This is a genomic window from Limnobacter sp. G6BE5S (assembly GCF_058448965.1).
In genome coordinates, this window is sequence record NZ_JBZFLM010000003.1 from 391,315 (window position 1) to 410,274 (window position 18,960).

At 53.5% G+C, this 18,960-nt stretch carries 20 protein-coding genes; 12 read left to right on the forward strand and 8 right to left on the reverse strand.

The annotated features are described in order from the left end of the window. Positions 1-68: 68 nt before the first annotated feature. Positions 69-452 (forward strand): hypothetical protein, encoded by a 384-nt coding sequence (locus ACVL1J_RS07535; RefSeq protein WP_491665255.1) that lies wholly within the window; start codon positions 69-71, stop codon positions 450-452. Between the two features lie 14 nt (positions 453-466). Here ACVL1J_RS07535 and ACVL1J_RS07540 read toward each other — a convergent pair whose 3' ends face one another. Continuing rightward, complete coding sequence (locus tag ACVL1J_RS07540) at positions 467-814, reverse strand: DMT family protein (RefSeq protein ID WP_159568825.1); 348 nt, start codon at positions 812-814, stop codon at positions 467-469. Positions 815-921: 107 nt separating this feature from the next. Between ACVL1J_RS07540 and ACVL1J_RS07545 the strand changes: the two genes are divergently transcribed. From ACVL1J_RS07545 to egtD, 8 genes are all read left to right on the forward strand, one after another. Beyond that, entirely contained in the window at positions 922-1,728 is an 807-nt protein-coding gene (locus ACVL1J_RS07545; protein WP_341237543.1) for a DUF547 domain-containing protein, read from the forward strand. 17 nt (positions 1,729-1,745) lie between these two features. Beyond that, entirely contained in the window at positions 1,746-3,095 is a 1,350-nt protein-coding gene (locus ACVL1J_RS07550) for an ATP-grasp domain-containing protein (protein ID WP_159568827.1), read from the forward strand. Between the two features lie 36 nt (positions 3,096-3,131). After that, positions 3,132-3,731, forward strand: coding sequence for a YHS domain-containing (seleno)protein (locus ACVL1J_RS07555; RefSeq protein ID WP_159568828.1), 600 nt, complete (start codon positions 3,132-3,134; stop codon positions 3,729-3,731). Between the two features lie 107 nt (positions 3,732-3,838). Next, complete coding sequence (locus ACVL1J_RS07560) at positions 3,839-4,714, forward strand: putative selenate ABC transporter substrate-binding protein (RefSeq protein WP_341237544.1); 876 nt, start codon at positions 3,839-3,841, stop codon at positions 4,712-4,714. A gap of 59 nt (positions 4,715-4,773) precedes the next feature. Continuing rightward, positions 4,774-5,616 carry a phosphonate ABC transporter ATP-binding protein gene (locus tag ACVL1J_RS07565; protein WP_159568830.1) on the forward strand — a complete coding sequence of 281 codons (843 nt, stop codon included), beginning with the start codon at positions 4,774-4,776 and terminating at the stop codon, positions 5,614-5,616. Further along, the gene (locus ACVL1J_RS07570; protein WP_159568831.1) at positions 5,613-6,461 is read left to right on the forward strand and encodes a PhnE/PtxC family ABC transporter permease; all 849 of its coding nucleotides are present in this window, start codon (positions 5,613-5,615) and stop codon (positions 6,459-6,461) included. Before ACVL1J_RS07565 ends, ACVL1J_RS07570 begins: the two co-directional genes overlap by 4 nt. A 47-nt stretch (positions 6,462-6,508) precedes the next feature. Further along, positions 6,509-7,279, forward strand: a complete 771-nt coding sequence (gene phnE, locus ACVL1J_RS07575; RefSeq protein WP_341237547.1) for a phosphonate ABC transporter, permease protein PhnE — start codon at positions 6,509-6,511, stop codon at positions 7,277-7,279. A 13-nt stretch (positions 7,280-7,292) separates the two neighbouring features. Beyond that, a complete protein-coding gene (gene egtD, locus ACVL1J_RS07580; RefSeq protein WP_159568833.1) occupies positions 7,293-8,264 on the forward strand; it encodes an L-histidine N(alpha)-methyltransferase in 972 nt (323 codons plus the stop codon). 6 nt (positions 8,265-8,270) lie between these two features. Here the strand turns inward: egtD and ACVL1J_RS07585 are convergent, their stop codons facing one another. Then, positions 8,271-9,464 (reverse strand): methyltransferase, encoded by a 1,194-nt coding sequence (locus ACVL1J_RS07585; RefSeq protein ID WP_341237548.1) that lies wholly within the window; start codon positions 9,462-9,464, stop codon positions 8,271-8,273. Positions 9,465-9,583: 119 nt separating this feature from the next. On the opposite strand from ACVL1J_RS07585, the gene senB reads away from it, so the two are divergent. The 3 genes from senB to ACVL1J_RS07600 are packed head-to-tail and all read left to right on the forward strand — an operon-like array spanning position 9,584 to position 13,609. Next, entirely contained in the window at positions 9,584-10,636 is a 1,053-nt protein-coding gene (gene senB / locus ACVL1J_RS07590) for a selenoneine biosynthesis selenosugar synthase SenB (RefSeq protein ID WP_236550807.1), read from the forward strand. Then, entirely contained in the window at positions 10,623-12,908 is a 2,286-nt protein-coding gene (gene selD / locus ACVL1J_RS07595) for a selenide, water dikinase SelD (RefSeq protein ID WP_159568835.1), read from the forward strand. Before senB ends, selD begins: the two co-directional genes overlap by 14 nt. Positions 12,909-12,919: 11 nt before the next feature. Continuing rightward, positions 12,920-13,609 (forward strand): TVP38/TMEM64 family protein, encoded by a 690-nt coding sequence (locus ACVL1J_RS07600; RefSeq protein WP_159568836.1) that lies wholly within the window; start codon positions 12,920-12,922, stop codon positions 13,607-13,609. A gap of 449 nt (positions 13,610-14,058) precedes the next feature. On the opposite strand, the gene ACVL1J_RS07605 is transcribed toward ACVL1J_RS07600, so the two are convergent. The 6 genes from ACVL1J_RS07605 to ACVL1J_RS07630 form a co-directional block, all read right to left on the reverse strand. Then, a complete protein-coding gene (locus ACVL1J_RS07605; protein ID WP_201301414.1) occupies positions 14,059-14,430 on the reverse strand; it encodes an FKBP-type peptidyl-prolyl cis-trans isomerase in 372 nt (123 codons plus the stop codon). 80 nt (positions 14,431-14,510) lie between these two features. After that, positions 14,511-14,954 (reverse strand): cyanase, encoded by a 444-nt coding sequence (cynS, locus tag ACVL1J_RS07610; protein ID WP_341237545.1) that lies wholly within the window; start codon positions 14,952-14,954, stop codon positions 14,511-14,513. Continuing rightward, positions 14,951-15,925, reverse strand: a complete 975-nt coding sequence (locus ACVL1J_RS07615; protein ID WP_491665267.1) for an ABC transporter ATP-binding protein — start codon at positions 15,923-15,925, stop codon at positions 14,951-14,953. Before ACVL1J_RS07615 ends, cynS begins: the two co-directional genes overlap by 4 nt. Positions 15,926-15,937: 12 nt before the next feature. Next, complete coding sequence (gene ntrB / locus ACVL1J_RS07620) at positions 15,938-16,786, reverse strand: nitrate ABC transporter permease (RefSeq protein ID WP_159568838.1); 849 nt, start codon at positions 16,784-16,786, stop codon at positions 15,938-15,940. Positions 16,787-16,791: 5 nt separating this feature from the next. Beyond that, positions 16,792-18,153 (reverse strand): CmpA/NrtA family ABC transporter substrate-binding protein, encoded by a 1,362-nt coding sequence (locus ACVL1J_RS07625; RefSeq protein WP_159568839.1) that lies wholly within the window; start codon positions 18,151-18,153, stop codon positions 16,792-16,794. Positions 18,154-18,182: 29 nt separating this feature from the next. Then, complete coding sequence (locus ACVL1J_RS07630; RefSeq protein ID WP_341237546.1) at positions 18,183-18,863, reverse strand: DJ-1/PfpI family protein; 681 nt, start codon at positions 18,861-18,863, stop codon at positions 18,183-18,185. Positions 18,864-18,960: the final 97 nt, after the last annotated feature.

The following is an 18,960-nucleotide window of genomic DNA, read 5'->3' on the forward strand; positions in this document are numbered from 1 at the left end:
GCTCGATTTCTCACCCCGGAAGCATTTCTCGTACGATACAAATGTTACCGCCTGAATTCTATAAACGCATGAAACCTGTAATTTTCTGCCTCGAAGACTTTGAAATGCACCGTTTTCTTCTGGAAACGCATTTGACACGTCTACTCGCAGACCGGGTCGAGGTGAAATACTTCAGAAGCCTGTCGCAGTTAAAAGCCTCGCACGGCGGTTGCCAGTTGTTGATTTCCGACCTGAATGTGAGTGACTCCAAAGCAGAAAACACCGCCCGATTCCTGCTCGATTATTGCGAACACACTCCTGTCATTGTTCAATCCACTGAGGAGGACTTGCCAGGTCAACTGGAACAACAATCTGCAGGCCGCATTCAGGCCGCGGAAAAAGGGGGCCAAGGCCACCGGTTTACCGAAGCGATTGAACATTTCATGGCGCAGTTTGATCAAAAAGTGCTTTAAATGCCGAGCAGGCCTTACAACTTGTCACGGAAAATAAAGTAGGCCGCACCCACCAGGCAGAAACCGGCCCACAAGTAATCCAGCTTCAACGGTTCTTTCATGTAGAACACAGCAAAAGGCACAAACACGGTCAAGGTGATGATTTCCTGCATCACTTTCAGCTGCCCCACAGACAACACGGTGTATCCGATCCGGTTGGCAGGCACCTGGAACAGGTATTCAAACAAGGCAATTCCCCAACTCACCAATGCCGCAATAATCCATGGTTTCTGGCTCATGTCTTTCAAATGGGCATACCACGCAAACGTCATGAAAATATTGCTGATCAACAACATGGCAATGGTGACCGGCACAGCGGGCATGGCAACTCCAAATGAATTGACGAATCTGCGGTAGTGTAACCAAATTGCCGTACCGAGCGAATACGCTAAACACACTCAATTCCAAATAACGGTGCCATTGATTCGCCATGCTTAAATTTGTTAAAACATTGTTACTGACTTTTGCCCTGTCACTGAGCAGCACCAGCTTTGCCGCCGAGTTTGACCACAACTACTCAGCCTGGAACAACCTGCTGGCCAAACATGTGAAATGGCTACCCGACAACAAGCAAACTGCCGTTGATTACGCAGGATTTCAGAAAGACCGGCAGGCCTTGAAAGCGCTATTAAACGACTGGTCTGCCGTTGGCCAAACCGAGTTCAACAGCTTTTCGAAAAACCAGCAAATGGCTTTTTTAATCAATGCCTACAACGGTTTTACCATTGAGCTGATTTTGACCAAATACCCCAAAATCAAATCCATCAAAGACATTGGCGGCGTATTCAGCAGCCCATGGAAACAGGAGTTTTTTACGCTGCTGGGTCAAAAGCGCCACCTGGACTGGATTGAACACGAACAACTGCGCCCCAAATACAAGGAACCCAGAGTGCATGCTGCGGTAAACTGCGCCAGCCTGGGCTGCCCCGCTTTGCGCAACGAAGCGTTTACAGCCACAAAACTGAATGCACAACTTGACGACGGCATGCGCCGCTTTTTAGGTGATCCAAGCCGCAACCGGGTGAAGAACGGCGAACTTCAGATCAGCCCTATTTTCAAGTGGTTCGCCGAAGACTTCGAAAAGGGTCACCAGGGGTTCAATGAAGTGAAGGATGTATTTGCAAAATGGGCCAGGGAGATGTCAGCGGACTCGGAAATAGTGGATAAACTCGCATCCAAATCACTTCCTGTTGCGTATACAGAGTACGACTGGTCGCTTAACGACATCAAACGCTAACCCTACTTGCTATTCACATGCCTCATCCAAAAACACTGCTGCTGTTCAACTACGACTGGGATGAGCAAGGTGCAAACCGGCTTCGAACCCAGTGGCCCAGCGTGGTATCTGGTTTTGATTTATTCAGTTTCCCGAGTAATGCGCGCTTGGCCTGGTTTGACACCGAACGATTTGTAGCCAAAGCGGCCGTGTTCGCCAAATTGCACGGTGCCAAAGCAGTGGCCTCGAACCATGAGCAGTTTGGCGCGCTTTGTGCAGCCTTACTTGCCGAGAAAATGGGGTGGCCGGGCACACCTGTGAACGCCATTCTGGCCTGTCAACACAAGTTGTACGCCCGCAAGGTGTTGCAGCAAGTAGCCCCCGAGGCCAACTTGCCATTTGCCAGGCTTGACGCGGCATATGGCGGGCCTGTGCCCCAAGGCATTGACTATCCGCAATTTGTAAAACCGGTAAAAGCCGCGTTCTCGGTGCTGTCGCGACAGGTCAAGAATGCCGAGGAACTGCACGCCCACACCCGCTTTGGCCCCTGGGAGCTGTGGGTGATCAAGCATTTGGTGGAGCCCTTCGAACGTATTGCAAAAAAGCGACTGCCAGAAGCCGGAACCGCGCACAGCATGATGCTGGAAGCCCCCATGCGCGGTCGACAATACAACCTGGATGGCTATGTCTGGCAGGGTGATGTTCGCCCGCTTGGCGTGGTTGACGAGGTGATGTACCCGAACACCGACGCCTTCATGCGTTTTGAATACCCCAGCAGGTTGCAGGCAGACGTGCAGGCGCGAGCAGCCGACGTGGCACGACGTTTTCTGAATGCTGTGGGCTTTGATCACGGATTGTTCAACATGGAATTTTTCCATGACGAAGCCACCGACAAAATCACGGTGATCGAGTTCAACCCCCGCATGGCCTCGCAATTCTCGGATTTGTATTTGCGTGTCGACGGCATCGACCTGCACGAAATTGCATTTGCGCTGGCACACGGTATTGACCCTGCAACACTGACCCGCGCAGTGCCCACAGCCGGCGCTACAGCCAGCTTTGTTTACCGCTCCTTCAATCCCAAAGCCGCTGTACCATTTCCCGGTTTTGTGCAAAAAGCGGCCTTCCGCAAAGCATTTCCCGATGCCTTGCTGTTTGAGTACCCCAAAGACACCAAAGAACTGCACCGCGACTTCAAATGGCTGCGCAGCTACCGTTACGGCATTGTTCACCTGGGTGGAGAAAACCCGCGCGACTTGCGCCAGCGCTGCGAGCAGGCCAGCGCCCTGCTGGGTTGGCCTGCACCATATCTTGAAGATTTGCGGGAACAAGTCATTGATGCAGACAAATTGCCGACGGAACTGTTTGCAGGCAAACCAGTCAGTTAAAACACCAAATCGATTCAAACAAACAGGAGAAGTATTTTGACTTTGACACGCACACACAAACTTTTAATTACGGGCAGTTTGTTGTTGGGCTTGAGCGGTTGTACCGCAATGACGGCGCAAAACCCCTCTACCAAATTGAGCCCGGTGAATGCAGCTGAAGTGGCCGGAGATGACCGCGTCATGCTGTTTGGTGCCGACGTGGTGGCATACATCACTCAAAACGCTTATGTCCAGGGCAAGCCCGAGTTCAGCAGCACTTACCAGGAAGTGGATTTTCATTTCTCAAGCGCCGACCACAAAGCCTTGTTTGACGCAGAACCCACCAAATACATTCCCCAGTACGGCGGCTATTGCGCCAACGGGATTATGTTCGGCATCCCATGGGGCGGCAATGCAGCCGACTTCAAAGTGGTCGACGGAAAAACCTACATTTTCGGTGGATTCGTTTCACAAGCCGCCTTCGAACTTGAGCTTGATAAGAACATCGCTTTGGCCGACGATTACTGGGCCCAGGAAGTCAACGGCAACAACAGCTTTATCCAACGCGCAAAGCGCTTGGTGATCCGGGTACCCCACTATAAAACCGGGGAAGAACAGGCGGCCGAAGTTCAGGCCGCTGGAAAACTGGGCAGCTAAAAGTTAAAAAAACAACCGTACAAACATTTCACAGTTAAAAACCGAATTGTTTGTGCGATCATCAATTTTCGAGTTTTCTTCCAATCGTTCTATATAACGAGGTACTCATGAAAAGTTCAGCAATATCCGTTTCACGTCGTCTATTCTCTGTGGCAGCCATTGCACTGGCCGCTGGCTTTTCCGTCTCCGCACACGCCGAGCAGACTCTGAAAGTTTCCACCATTCCCGAAGAAGCAGCCACCGAGCAGATTCGTAAATTTGAGCCACTGGCCAATTACCTGTCCAAGGCAATCGGTATGAAGGTCGAATTCACACCGGTCAGCGACTACCCTGCTGCTGTTGAAGCACTGGCCAACAAAAAAGTTGACCTGGTTTGGTTGGGCGGCTTTACACACATTCAAGCATCACGTCGTTCTGGCGGAAAGGTTATTCCGATCGCCCAGCGTGTTGAAGACACCAAATTTCAGTCGGTCTTCATTGCCAAAACAGATTCCGGCATCAAATCCCTTCAAGACATGAAAGGCAAACAAGTGTCTTTCGGCTCCCAAAGCAGCACCTCGGGCCACTTGATGCCCCGCAATTTCCTGCTCGAAGCCGGCCTGGAACCTGAAACAGCATTCAAACGGGTTGCCTATTCCGGTGCGCACGATGCAACGATTGCCTCTGTTGTGAGCGGCAAAGTGGATGCTGCGGCGCTCGACATTACGGTATGGAAAAAATTTGTGGACTCCAATAAGGTCGACACCAATGCTGTGAATGTGTTTTACACCACGCCACCGTACTACAACTACAACTGGACTGTGCACGCCGACATGCGGGCTGATTTGCGCAATAAAATCCAGAAAGCCTTGTTTGACCTGGATCCAGCCGTACCTGAACATGCTGAAATCCTGAAATTGAACCGGGCCACACGTTACATCGACACCAAGCCCGAAAACTACAAAGGCCTCGAGGCTGCAGCGAAAAGCGCAGGCTTGTTATAATTGCAAGGAAGATGGGAGCCCATGCCGGGCTCTCGCAGTAGGATAGGGAAGGCAACGCAGTGAAACTTGAAATTCGGGACATCAATGCCTGCCACCCATCCGCCCCGCCGGGCAGCGTTCCGGCGATCAAAAAAATGAGTCTCCAAATCGGCAGCGGCGAACAAGTCGCGCTGATTGGCCCCTCTGGCGCTGGTAAAACAACCCTGCTACAGGTTCTCTCCTGCACACTAAAACCATTGGGTGGCGCAATTGAACTGCAAGGGCAGCAACCTTGGCAACTCAGCAAACGCAAGCTTCAAAAACTTCGCGGTCAATTGATCGTGGCACCACAAGTGCCCCCGTTACCACCGCGCCAAAGAGTAATCACCTCAATACTGGCTGGCCGGCTTCCTGCGATGAGTCTGATGCAAAGCATCAAGTCGATGTTTTATCCAGTGGATATTCCAGCCGCTCACAGTGCGCTAAGCAAACTGGATTTACCCGAGAAAATTTTTGAACGTGTGGACAGGCTCTCTGGTGGGGAACGCCAGCGTGTGGGTCTTGCACGCCTGTTCGTGTCACCAGCCCAATTGTGGTTGGTGGATGAACCCTTATCAGCGTTAGACCCCACACGGGCTCGTCTGGCCATGTCTGCATTGACTGAATCTGCGGCAGAAAAGGGAATTACACTGGTATGTACCCTGCACCAGGTTGACATGGCACTTGCATTTTTCAAGCGCATCGTTGGTTTGCGCAACGGGGAAATCGAGTTTGATCTGCCCACTGAACAAGTCACCCCAGCCATGTTGAAAAGTTTGTATTCACAATATGAACACGAGCTGCTCGGTGAAGTGGACCGCGAGTTAATTGAAAAGCAGTTCGAGAAAGTGACGCCTGCCGTGGTGGTCAACAATTGTCGATGAGCAGCTTACCTGTACACAACCCGCGGTTTGATGTGCCGCTGCGCGACCCTGCATGGCATCAACGCCTGTTCTGGATGGTTTTTGCCATCGTGTTGATTTGGCCTTTGGCGGTGGCTACCGAATTCCGTCCCGGGGTGCTGATTGAACCAGAGAACATGCGAATTAGCGCTGAATTCATCGGCAGCTTCTTTCCCCCTGTGCTCGAACCCGAATTACTTTGGCGAATAGTTGACGCCACCTGGACCACCGTCGCGATTGCCACCGCTGGCATGGTCATGGCTCTTACCATCGCCTTTCCGCTGACCATTTTGTCCACACGCGTGCTGTCGGTTTCTGCCATTTCTGGCCGCATGAACACCCTTCCATTTGTTGTTCGACAAGCCATTCGCTGGATGTTGATTTTCCTGCGCAGCATTCCCGAACTGGTGTGGGCCCTGGTATTTGTTCGCGTGGTGGGTTTGGGCCCAACGGCCGGTGTATTGGCTATTGCGCTGACCTACGGCGGCATGTTGGGCAAGGTATATGGGGAAATTCTGGAAAGCGGGGAAACTACGCCCACTGAAACCTTGTTGCGCAACGGCAGTGGGCGGTTGCAAGCATTTTTTTATGGCCTGTTGCCCCAAAACGTAATGGAACTAACTTCCTACACCGTGTATCGCTGGGAATGTGCGATTCGTTCCTCTGTGGTGCTGGGCTTTGTCGGTGCGGGCGGGCTGGGCCAGGAACTGGACAACTCCATGAAGATGTTCAATGGTGGCGAGGTCTCCACCATGTTGATCGTATTCATTTTGCTGGTTGCACTGGCTGATGCAGTTAGCGCGTTCTTCCGCAAGAGGCTGATATGAGCGCACGGCTTGATTCCATGCCCTGTCCGAGCAAAGCACCCGCCATCATGAGCGGCGGCACGGGATTATTGCTGCTGGCCATGCTATCGCTGATCATCGCTAGCTTCTGGACTTTGGGCCTGAAATGGGGAGACTTCCTTTCGTTCGAAGCATTCAAATCCATGGGGCGTTTCGTTGCTGAGTTTTTCCCCATGGAAACTGATTCAAAATTTCTCGGCAAAGTGGGCTGGGGAACCGTTGAAACCTTGGCCATGTCGCTCATGGGCACAGTACTGGCGGCTGTAGCCGGGCTGGCATTGGCCATTCCGGCCAGTAAGTTGCACAGCAGTGACAAAGGCCTGATGCGAACACCAACACGCTGGGTGCTCAATGCGCTGCGCTCCATTCCCGAATTGGTCTGGGCCGCGCTTTTATTGATTTCAGCGGGCTTGGGGCCATTTGCAGGCACACTGGCGTTGGCATTTCACACCACCGGTGTGTTGGGGCGATTGTTTGCTGAATCCATCGAAAACGCACCACAAGAACCCGCGGACGCCCTGCGTACGCAGGGAATAGGAAACCTGCGCGTGTTTTATTTCACCACCTTGCCGCAAGTGATCCCCCAGCTAATGAGCTACACCCTGTACCGATGGGAAAACAACATCCGAGCCGCTGCCATTCTAGGCGTGGTTGGTGCAGGTGGCCTCGGCCAGTTGCTGTCTTTCCACATGGGCTTGTTCCAGATGGGCAAGACTGCAACGATATTGGCTGCCATGCTACTGTTGGTTGCGATCGTAGACAGCATGAGCTATCACCTTCGCAGTCGAATGACCCGTTAATTGATCTGAGCCAATGACACCAACACCACAATTTATCCAGATTTACCAAGCCCAAGCTGACCACATTCGTGAAGAGTTACTAAGCGGCCTGCGCGCCAGCAAAGCACACACTTCACCCAAGTATCTCTACGACGAATTGGGCTCCAAACTGTTCGAGGCGATCACTTGCATACCTGAGTATTACCCCACCCGCACGGAAGCGCTGATTTTCAACAGCCACGGGCATGACATGGCACAGCAAGTGCCCAAAGGCGCTGCGTTCATTGACCTGGGTGCAGGCAATTGTGAAAAAGCAGCCCGGTTGTTCAATGTATTTCACCCAGACCGCTATGTCGCGGTGGACATTTCCGTGGACTTCCTGAAAGGCTCACTGGAATGCCTGCAACGCCAGTTTCCAGATCTGGAAATGAGTGGGGTGGGCATGGACTTCTCAACTGAATTGAATTTGCCAGCTGGCCTGGCTCTGAACCCTGCACAACCCCGGGTCATGTTTTACCCGGGATCCAGCATTGGCAACTTCACCCCCGAGGAAGCACTGCTGTTTCTGAAACAGGTAAAAACGGTGTGTGCAGCGGCATCGGATGGCGGCCTGTTGATCGGTGTTGACCTGGTGAAAAGCAAAGCTGTGCTTGAAGCGGCTTACGACGATGCCCTGGGCGTAACAGCTGCCTTCAACCGCAATATGTTGCTGCACTTCAACAAACTGGCTGGCACCAATTTCAAGCTGGAAGACTGGAAACACATTGGCCTGTTCAACACTGAACTCAACCGCATTGAAATGCACCTGGAAGCACTGCGGGATGTTTCGGTGAACTGGGAAGGTGGCGAGCGAGCCTTTGTAGAGGGTGAACGCATTCACACCGAGAATTCTTACAAGTGGACACTGACCGGATTTGAAGACTTGCTCAAGCGCGCAGGTTTTGTCGAGAGCAAAGCTTACACCGACCCGGAACAAAAATTTGCGGTGTTTTGGGCAAAGGCTTGAAAGTCCTTAGGCAGCAGCGAGTCGCCACAAGCTGGTGACTTCCTTGCAACGCGCATCAAACAAACCATCGGCAGAATCAAATGCCTTGCCGTGTTTCGGCTTGGCATCCATGCGGCTCAACACTTTCAAACCAGCCAGCTCGATCCAGCCCAGCAACTCTTCGCGTGTGCGCAGTTTCAGGTGTTCGGCCAAGTCGGACAAAATCAACCAGCCCTCACCGCCTGCATTCAAGTGCGCAGCCAAGCCCGCCAAAAACGCTTTCAGCATGCCGCTGTGTTCATCGTAAATGGCGCGTTCAATCGGTGAGGTGGGCTTGCCCGGCAACCACGGTGGGTTACACACAATCAAATCGGCTTTGTTTTCAGGAAACAGATCGGCTTGCACCACCTTCACCTGCTTGCCCATGCCCAAATTCTGAATATTGAATTGCGCACATTCCAGCGCACGCGGATCGTTGTCGGTGGCCACAATATTGCTCAACCAGCGGTGCGCCAACACAGCGGCCAGCACACCAGTACCAGTACCCACATCCACCGCCGAGCCATTGACTTCACAGGCTTTGGGCAATGGGGCTTTCAACACCAAATCCACATACTCGCCACGCACAGGCGAGAAGACACCGTAATACGGATGAATTCGATTATTGGGCGGATCGCCAAGCGCAGGCACATCCACGCCTTTTTTGCGCCATTCGTACGCACCCACCACGCCCATCATCTCCCGCAATGAACACACAATCATGGGGCCATCGGCCTGTGGCTCGCCCCATGCTTCAGTGCAAGCTGCCAACACATCGGGTGCGCGGCGCAGGGAAATGGTGTAATCGGCGTTAAACGGAATCAGGATTGAACCCAGAATACGTGCGCGCTGGGCTTGTGCCTGGCGGTACAAATGAAATTTTTGTGGGTATTCAACATCGGTCTTGCTCGCTTTGGCAGCTTTGCTTTTTTTGTGCTCGGCGCTTTTATCAACCCGGCGAACCAAGGCCTGCATCAATTGGCGGGCATTTTGAAAATCACTTTGCCACAGAAATACATTGCCCTCGCAGGCCAGTCGGTAAGCGGTGTCTGCGGTCAGCGTGTCGTCTGCCAGCATCACTTTGCCCGGCACGGCCAGGTTGCGCTCCGACTGCCAGCGTGCACGAAAGGTTTCTTCGCCCTTGGTCCATTGAATTACAGGGTTGTCTTGGGCTGGGTGCATGCGGGTTCTCGCGGTGATTGGCAGGGCATGGATCGTGTAAACTTCTTCAGGGTCGCAGTGTACCACTTTGGGTGGTTCGCGCCCCAATTTCCCCCCTGTCAAATTAAGTGGCTGTTGTCTTGATTAAACCGTCTGTTGTCATTGTTAGCCCTGCCCTTGCCGATTCCAACAACGGCAACTGGCAAACCGCCCGCCGCTGGCAGCTGTTTTTGTCCGAGCACTTCAATGTGCGCATTGTGAAACACTGGGAAAACACGCCTGCCACCGTTCACGATGCAGTCATGATTGCGCTACACGCACGCCGGTCTGCTGACTCTATTGCCGCTTGGGCACAAAGCCGTGGCATGACTGAACAAGGCAGCCCGGGCTTGGTGCTGGCCCTGACCGGGACCGACCTTTACCGCGACATTGAAACCGATGAAACCGCACAAAAGTCGCTGGCACTGGCGCAGCACTTGATCGTGCTGCAAGAAAAAGGCATCGAGAAACTGAACGAAGCACTGCACCCGAAAACCGCTGTGATCTTTCAGTCTACCTCGTCACGCAAAACACTGCCCAAACCCAAGCGCCGCTTGAAGGTGATCATGGTGGGCCATTTGCGCGATGAAAAAATGCCGCAAACCCTGATGGAAGCGGCGGTGCTGTTGCGTGGCTATCCGGAAATTTTCATTGACCACATTGGTGGCCCCCTGGACCCGGAACTGGCCCAAGCCGCTGAAGAAACCATGCAGGTGTGCCCCAACTACCGCTGGCTTGGCAACCAAGCCCACGGTGCAACCCGCACCCGTATTCAGCGTGCCCATGTGCTGGTACACGCCAGCAAAATGGAAGGTGGGGCGCATGTCATTATGGAAGCGGTGTGCAGCGGCACACCCGTGGTGGCCAGTTACATTGATGGCAACATTGGCATGCTGGGTGCAGGCTACCCCGGTTACTTTCCACTGGGCAATTCCCATGCACTGGCCAACATGCTGACCCAGTTGCTTGAAGACATTGTGAATCCGAAACCCTTGCCACCGGGTAAATCCAGTGTGTACACCAAGCTGAAAAACCAGTGCGCCGACCGGGCCAGGTTATTTGCACCTGAAAACGAACAAAACCAGTTAATTCGACTCGTACAACGAGCCAATCAAAACAACAACGAAGTAGAAGTACACCATGCAAACATCTGACCAACCCATTCTTCGTGACATCGTGCTGGTAGGCGGCGGCCACAGCCATGTGGGTGTGCTGCGCATGTTTGGCATGAAGCCGTGGCCCGGTGTGCGGCTTACCCTGATTTGTACCGACATTCACACCCCTTATTCCGGCATGCTGCCTGGCTACATTGCAGGCCATTACAGTTACGACGACGTACACATTGACCTGGGCCGACTGTGCGCCTTCGCAGGGGCAAGGCTGTTCAAAGACGAAGTGGTGGGCATAGACCGCGCCAATCAAAAAGTCATTTGCAAAAACCGCCCCCCGGTTGCTTACGATGCCCTGTCGATCAATATTGGCAGCACACCGCAAGTGCAACTGGTGCCAGGTGCCCTGGAAAACGCAGTGCCGGTCAAGCCGATTGCGCGTTTCAACCAACGCTGGGTCAATTTGCTTGAACGTGTAAAAACCCATGCTGGCAAAACCACCATTGCTGTGGTCGGTGGCGGTGCAGGCGGTGTAGAACTGGCCCTGGCCATGCAGTTTCGCTTGCGCAATGAATTAAGCACCATGGGCCGCAACCCCGACGAACTGGAATTTCACCTGTTCACCGCAGATGCCGATGTACTGCCCACCCACAACCCCGGTGTGCGCGCACGGTTCGAAAAAGTATTGAATGAACGTGGCGTGGTGCTGCACCGCGATGCGGAAGTGGTTCAGCTAGACGGCCACACCCTGCAAACCAAACAAGGCGAGCATTTACACGCCGACGAAATCATGTGGGTAACGCAAGCCGGTGGCGCTGCATGGCTGAAAAACACCGACCTTGAACTGGACGACCGCGGTTTCATCAGTGTGGGCCCTACCCTGCAAACCACGCGCGATCCAAAAATTTTTGCTGCAGGCGACATTGCCAATTTAACCAGCACACCGCTGGAAAAAGCGGGCGTGTTCGCGGTGCGCATGGGCAAACCATTGACCAAAAACCTGCACCTGTTTGTGCAGGGGATCGAGCTGCTGGAATACCGCCCCCAAAAAACCTGGCTGGCCTTGATCAGCACTGGCGACAAGTACGCGGTGGCATCCAAAGGAAATCTCGGTTTTGCGGGTGCTTGGGTGTGGCAGTGGAAAGACTGGATTGATCGCCGCTTCATGGCGAAGTTCAGCGAATTTCCCCAGATGGATCCGAATGCAAAACCCGCAGGTGGCAACACGCCCAACCTGGCACTCACGCAGGAAGAAAACCTTCAGGCCATTTCCGCAATTGCCATGCGCTGCGGTGGTTGCGGTGCCAAAGTGGGTTCCACGGTTTTATCTCGCGCCTTGGGTAACTTAAAGCCGGTGGATCGCGAAGATGTATTGGTGGGCCTGCACGCGCCCGACGATGCGGCCATTGTGAAAGTACCGCCCGGCAAAGCCATGGTGCACACAGTTGATTTTTTCCGGGCGTTTGTAGATGACCCCTATATTTTCGGCAAGGTGGCAGCCAACCACGCACTGGGCGACGTTTTTGCCATGGGTGGTGAAGCGCAATCGGCCACCGCCGTGGTGACCGTGCCACCCGGCCTTGAGTCCAAGGTAGAGGAATTGTTGTTCCAGATGATGAGCGGTGCCGTGGAAGTATTAAATGACGCTGGCTGCGCACTGGTGGGTGGACACACTGGCGAAGGCCGTGAACTGGCACTGGGTTTTGCAATCAATGGTTTGGTCGATGAAAACCTGGGCGGCGTGATGATCAAAGGCGGCATGCGCCCCGGCGATGCGATTTTGCTGACCAAGCCAATTGGAACCGGAACCCTGTTCGCCGCGCTGCCGCAGCTGAAAACCAAAGGTCGCTGGATTGATGCTGCACTGGAATCGATGGTGAAAAGTAATCGCGTAGGTGCTCAATGCCTGCGCGAATACGGATCCAAAGCCTGCACGGACTTGACTGGTTTTGGGCTGCTCGGCCACTTGGTGGAAATGACACGGCCTTCCGAAGTGGATGCTGAACTTGATTTAAGTGCCCTGCCCTTGCTGGACGGTGCCCTTGAAATGGTCAGTGCGGGCATTGTCAGTTCTCTGCAACCGGCCAATGTGCGTTTGCGCCGAGCCATTCGCAATCAGGCTGATTATGTGAACGATCCGCGCTACCCGCTAATTTTTGATCCACAAACCGCAGGTGGTTTGTTGGCGACAGTACCTGGCGAGCAGGCCGAGGCCTGTGTGGCCGCCTTAAAGAAACTGGGTTATGAACACACCGCGATTATTGGTCGAATTTTGCCGCAAGGCGATGCGATTGAACCGATTGTATTGAAAGGCTAAGGAAGCAGCGCATGCCCCATACAGTTCAACAACACTGGAAAAAAACAGCACTGCTGCTTGTCGCAGCTTTGCTGCTACTGGTGTGGCTGAACACTGATGTGTCCCTGCAAGACATGCTGATGGCTCAACGTGAACTGACCATGCACTTCATGGACAACCCCACGCTGGTCACCCTGATTTACTTCGGTGTGTTTGTTCTGCTCACCGCGCTGTGCCTGCCGGGTGCGGGCGTGCTGATGTTGGTGTGCGGTGGCTGCATGGGATTTGGTTTGTGTTTGGTGGTGTCTACTGCGGCGTCTGCCTTCGGCGCTTTGCTCACCATGCTGTTTGCGCGCCACTTTTTCCGGTCCTCGGTAGAAAGCAGATTTACCAACAAACTGAATGAGATCAACAAAGGCATTGAAAAAAACGAAGTGACTTACCTGCTCAGCCTGCGCTTGGCTCCCATCATCCCATTTGTTGCGTTCAATTTGCTGGCTGGCCTTACGCGGGTAAAACCATGGACCTTTCTGTGGACCAGTTTCCTGGGTATGTTGCCCGGCACCATGTTGTATGTAAATGCAGGCAGTGAACTGTCCAAGGTCAACAAGCTTGAAGAATTGATCTCGCTGGAAGTGGTGGTGTCGCTGACTGCACTGGCCTTGGTGCCGTTCCTGATTCAATGGGGAACGCGGCAGTTTCAACTACGCAAAGTTGCTTGAAAACCCAATCAGCTTGGATTTCAATCTCTCGCCTGAAAACCTGTATTTCCCTTTTTGAGATTCACCCTGACTCACCTCGCTCGGCAAAAGGGCGGGCCGAGTCTCGGTGCCGGCCTATGGCCGACCGCGGCGGGTGAATTCAAACGGGCAGGTTTTCTTGAAGGCGAGGCGATCGAAACTCCGCCGCCGATTGGGCATTGAACCGCGGTGAGTTGCGTGGTGGTGGAGAGACGCTGGCGCCGGATTAAGCCAACTCGGTAGTGGGAGTGCTTGGGGCGCACTTGAAGAAAACCGCCCCGTTTGAATTCACCCGCCACGGTCGGTCATGGGCCGACACCGAGACTCGGCCCGCCCTTTTGCCGAGCGAGGTGAGTCAGGGTGAATTTCAAAAAGGGATCAAGCGGTTTTCAGTGCGACACAAGTAACCCATGCCGAGTTGGCAAAAAACCTTATCGGATGTCGAACAACTCCACATCAAACACCAAGTCCGTATTGCCGGGAATTGGACCCGCACCACGTGCGCCGTATGCCGTGTCTGAAGGACAGAACACGATTGCACGATCACCCACCACCATTTCGCACAAGGCCTGTGTCCAGGCAGGAATCACGCGGTTCAGAGGGAAAGAGATTTTTTCATTGCGCTTAATAGAGCTGTCGAATACGCGACCGTCCAGAAAGGTGCCTTCATAGTGCACTTCAACGATGGAGTTTGGTGTAGGTTTTTGTGTGCCAGTACCGCGCTTTTTAAAAGTCAGCTTCACGCCGGAAGGCAGTACGAGTTCGTCGCCAGCAGCGGCATTGTTTGCAGTTGAATCAGTCACGGCTTTACCCCAGGTAAGAATTAAGACAAGCGCTTATTCTAACCCGGGGCGTTTAGCTGGCCTGGAATTCGACCTTGAAATCAATAGGTTTTGTAAGGTAGGAATTTGCCACTCATGTTGATGCTAACCCGATCACCCATGGGGTTGGGCTCACGCTGCAAGTCCATTTTGAAGTCGATGGCGCTCATGATGCCGTCACCAAACTCCTCGTGAATCAACTCCTTGAAGGTGGTGCCGTACACACTGATCAATTCATAGAAGCGATAGATCAACGGGTCGGTGGGCACGGCTGTTGGCAGTGATCCCTTGTAAGGCACCACTTGCAAACAATCCACTGCCTCGGGTGGCAAGGCCAAGTACTCACCAATTTTTTTGGCCTGTTCTTCAGTCAAGGTCATTTGGCCCAGCAGCGCGGCTGTGCTCCATTCCTTGGACTGGCCCAGTACCTTGGCGCAGTCGTCCCAAGTGCATTTTTTCTTGCGCTTGGCCAATACAATCATTTCGGTTACCTCGGTTCGTTTCATGGTGCACTCCTTTGAATCAAATTTAGTTGGGGTGTTGTCTCGGTGCTAACTTTCGTGTTGCTCAGGGCTTTCAAGCCAGGGCGTACCACTGGGGGTTGTTTGTGCAACTCGGCATTCAGCGTGTTGCCATCTGGTTCCGTCGCCGGCGCGGCGCGGTTCACCAAGAAATCAACCAGGTGATTGCGAATGGCGTAGTACTGCGCATCATGGTGCACGGTGCTTCGGGTGCGTTCGCGCGGCATGGTGTTTTCAACAATTTCCGCAATGCGGGCACGCGGGCCATGGCTCATCAGCATCACCTTGTCGGCCAGCAAAATGGCTTCGTCCACGTCGTGCGTAATCATGAACACTGTTTGACCGGTCGCCTTCACGATTTGCAACAACTCGTCTTGAATGGTGCCGCGGGTCAGTGCATCGAGCGCGCCGAATGGTTCATCAAGCAACAGCATTTGCGGCTGAATGGCAAATGCGCGGGCAATACCCACACGCTGCTTCATACCACCTGAAAGCTCGTGCGGTTTCTTGTTGGCCGCCTTGTTCAAACCCACCATGTCCAGGTACTTCATGGCGTGTTCGCTGATTTCCTCTGGCGACTTTTCAGGCCAACGCGACCGTACACCAAACTCCACATTCTTCAGCGCGGTCATCCAGGGCATCAGCGCATGGCTTTGAAACACAACGCCACGGTCCAGCGACGGGCCCACCACCTCTTTGCCGTTCATGATCACGTAGCCCTGAGTGGCTTCATCCAAGCCAGCCAGAATGTTCAGAATGGTGCTTTTGCCACAGCCCGAGTGGCCGATGATGCAGACAAACTCGCCTTTCTGAATGTCAAAGTTCACTGCCTCAAAAACAGGCGGCACGTTGGTGTCATCTGGTGCATAACTTTTTACCAAACCTTCCACCTGCAGAAAGGCCGCAGCTTTCTCAGTGGGCACCAGGTCTTTGCTGAATATCTTGTGTTCAGTCATTGTCATTGTTGTTTACTCCTTGTAGCTAACCAGCTTGGCCATGCGAGCCAGCAGCGTATCGAGCAACATGCCGATCAAGCCGATGAACAAAATGGCGCTGATGATGTTGGCAATCGACAGGTTGTTCCATTCGTTCCATACGAAGTAACCAATGCCTGTGCCGCCCACCAGCATTTCAGCGGCCACAATCACCAACCAGGCAATGCCAACAGAAATGCGCATGCCGGTCATGATGGTGGGGGCGGCTGCAGGCAATATCACTTGAAAAGCGGTGCGCAGCGAACTCACCTCCAAAGTTTTGGCGACGTTTAACCAATCGCGCCGAACCCCGGCCACACCAAAGGCGGTGTTCACCAACATGGGCCAAATCGAGCAAATAAAGATCACGAAAATGGCTGAAGTATCACTGTCTTGAATGGTGTACAAGGCCAGCGGCATCCAGGCCAAAGGCGACACTGGTTTCAGAATTTGAATGAAAGGATCAAGCGCCTTGTAAAGCAAAGGCGACATGCCAATCACAAAGCCCAAGGGAATGGCCACCAAGGCCGCCAAACCAAATCCCACCAACACGCGGAAAATGGAGTAGCCCAGTTGAATACCAATGCCTTTGTCGTTGGTGCCGCGATCGTAGAACGGGTCACTGACATGGCCCCACAACTTTGCACCCACATCACCCGGTGTGGGCAATGGGGTTTCTCCGCCCGTGGAAGCAGCCTGCCCGACCAGGGCAGCGTACTCGGGGTCTACGATCACTTCGGATTCCTCGGGCATTGTTGCAATGGTCCATATCGCCAGCATCACGACCAGGATCAATGCAGACAATGCCGATGGCGCCCATTTCTGATTCTTGAAACTTTTCATGCCGCTTATCCCTTGGTTCTGGAAATTGCGAAGCTGTTGAGGTATTCCTCCGGCTTCTTGGGATCGAAAGGTTTGCCCATCACGCTGAATTTTTTATCTAAACTGGGTGGCGCTTGCATGCCCAGCTCTTTCATCAAACGGGTTGCGTCCGTGGCCAGGAAAACATCTTTCGCAATCTTGTTGTAATCGATGTCGCCCTTGACTTGGCCCCAGCGTTTCATCTGCGTCAAAATCCAGATCGCAAAGCTTTGATACGGGAAGGGGTCGAAGTCGATACGCTGCGGGTCTTTCTGAATGCCACCCAAGCCATCCGCGTAGGTGCCTGTCAACACCTGCTCCACCACAGTCAGCGGCTGGTTGAGGTAATTGGTGGGCGCAATGGCCGCTGCAATTTCCTTTCGGTTCTCTGCTTTTCGAGCGTAGGCCGTGGCATCCAGCACAGCCTTCAACAGCGCCTTGTAGCTGTTCGGGTTTTGGGTCACAAATTCCTTGCTGGCGGCAAACGCACAGCATGGGTGCCCCGCCCAAATTTCTTTTGACAGAATGTGAATGAAACCCACACCGTCGTACACGGCACGCTGATTCACAGGGTCGGGCGCCAGGAAGCCGTCAATGTTGTCGGCCCGCATATTGGCCACCATTTCGGGAGGCGGTACCGAGCGAATTTGTACGTCACGGTCAGGATCCAAACCAGCTTCGGCCAGGTAGTAGCGCAACAGGTAGTTGTGCATGGAATAGTCAAAAGGCACCGCAAACTTGAAACCTTTCCAATCTTTGGGGTTGCGCTTGTCCTTGTGCTTCATCGCCAATGTAATGGCCTGACCATTGATATTTTCAACAGCTGGCATGGTCCACGGAATGGCGTTTGAACCCACGCCCATTGAAATGGCCAAAGGCATTGGGGACAACATGTGTGCTGCGTCGTATTCTTTGGCAAGCGCTTTGTCGCGCACCACCGCCCAACCCGCAGTTTTCACCACTTCAACATCCAGACCTTGCTTGGCATAAAAGCCCAAGGGCTGCGCCATGATGATGGGTGTTGCGCAGGTAATCGGAATAAAGCCGACTTTCAGCTTTTGCTTTTCCAAGGGGCCATTGCTTTGTGCAAATGCTTCTTTGGCTGCCGCCAACGGAAACATGCTGCCGATTGCAGCCATGGCCGTGCCACTGCCCACAGCACGCAGAAAATTGCGGCGCAATTGGTCGTTGGGAAACAGCGCATGCATCACTGCATTCTCAACAGCACGCTCTTCCATTTGCTGCACTGCCAATTGCTGATCATGCTCAGCCTGGCTGTTGTGTTGCCCACAGGCGCAGCGCATGCCGAGACGGGTGTTGGGGTCAAACGGGTTCTTGAAAAAAGACATGGTGAACTCCTAAGCGGTTTAAGCAACAATCAGGCTGAAGCGCGGTTCAAAGCGGGGCGAAAGTAATCAATGTCGTGCTGGTATTGCTGGTAGGCCTTGGTGTACTCCATCACTCGGGCCACCTCAGCGATAAACTCTTCGTCGTAACCTGCGCGGCGCAGCAAGTGAAAGCCAACTTCCATGCCGCTGGCGATTCCGCCACCGGTCACGATTCGACCTGCATCCACCACACGTGCATGGCTTACCTGGCAAGCGGGTGCAATTTCCGCAAGGCGGTCGATCGGGGTTTTACCCAAGTGCGACGCTTCAAGGCGATCGGGTTCTTTGCGATTGGTGGCAGCAAGGCCGTCGAGCAACCCCATGCGGGCATAGATCCACGAACCCGTGCACACACTGGTGAGCAAGCAGTTGTCAGGAAGGGTCCGAATGTAACGGTGCAAATTGCCATTGTTCATTTCTTGACGGGTACCAAAACCACCGGGAATCAGGAATGCATCCATGGCCGGTGTGTCAGAAAATGAATAGTTGGGCAGCACGGTAAAGCCCGCTTGCGTTTGCACAGGTCGCATGCTTTCAGCAACCAGGAACACTTCCAGTTCGGGATCAAAACGCTTGGCCACCGAGAACACACCGTAGGGGGCGGCGTAGTCCACCACCTCGCCCTCCTTGAATACGTACACACCCAGTCTGAAACCCTGCATTCTGGCCATTCGCGCTTCTCCAGCAACACTGCGTTGAATATGAATTCAGTATGCCGTGCCCGCTTTGGGCTGGGTATCACGCCATTTGTGATTGTGTTGTAGTGCT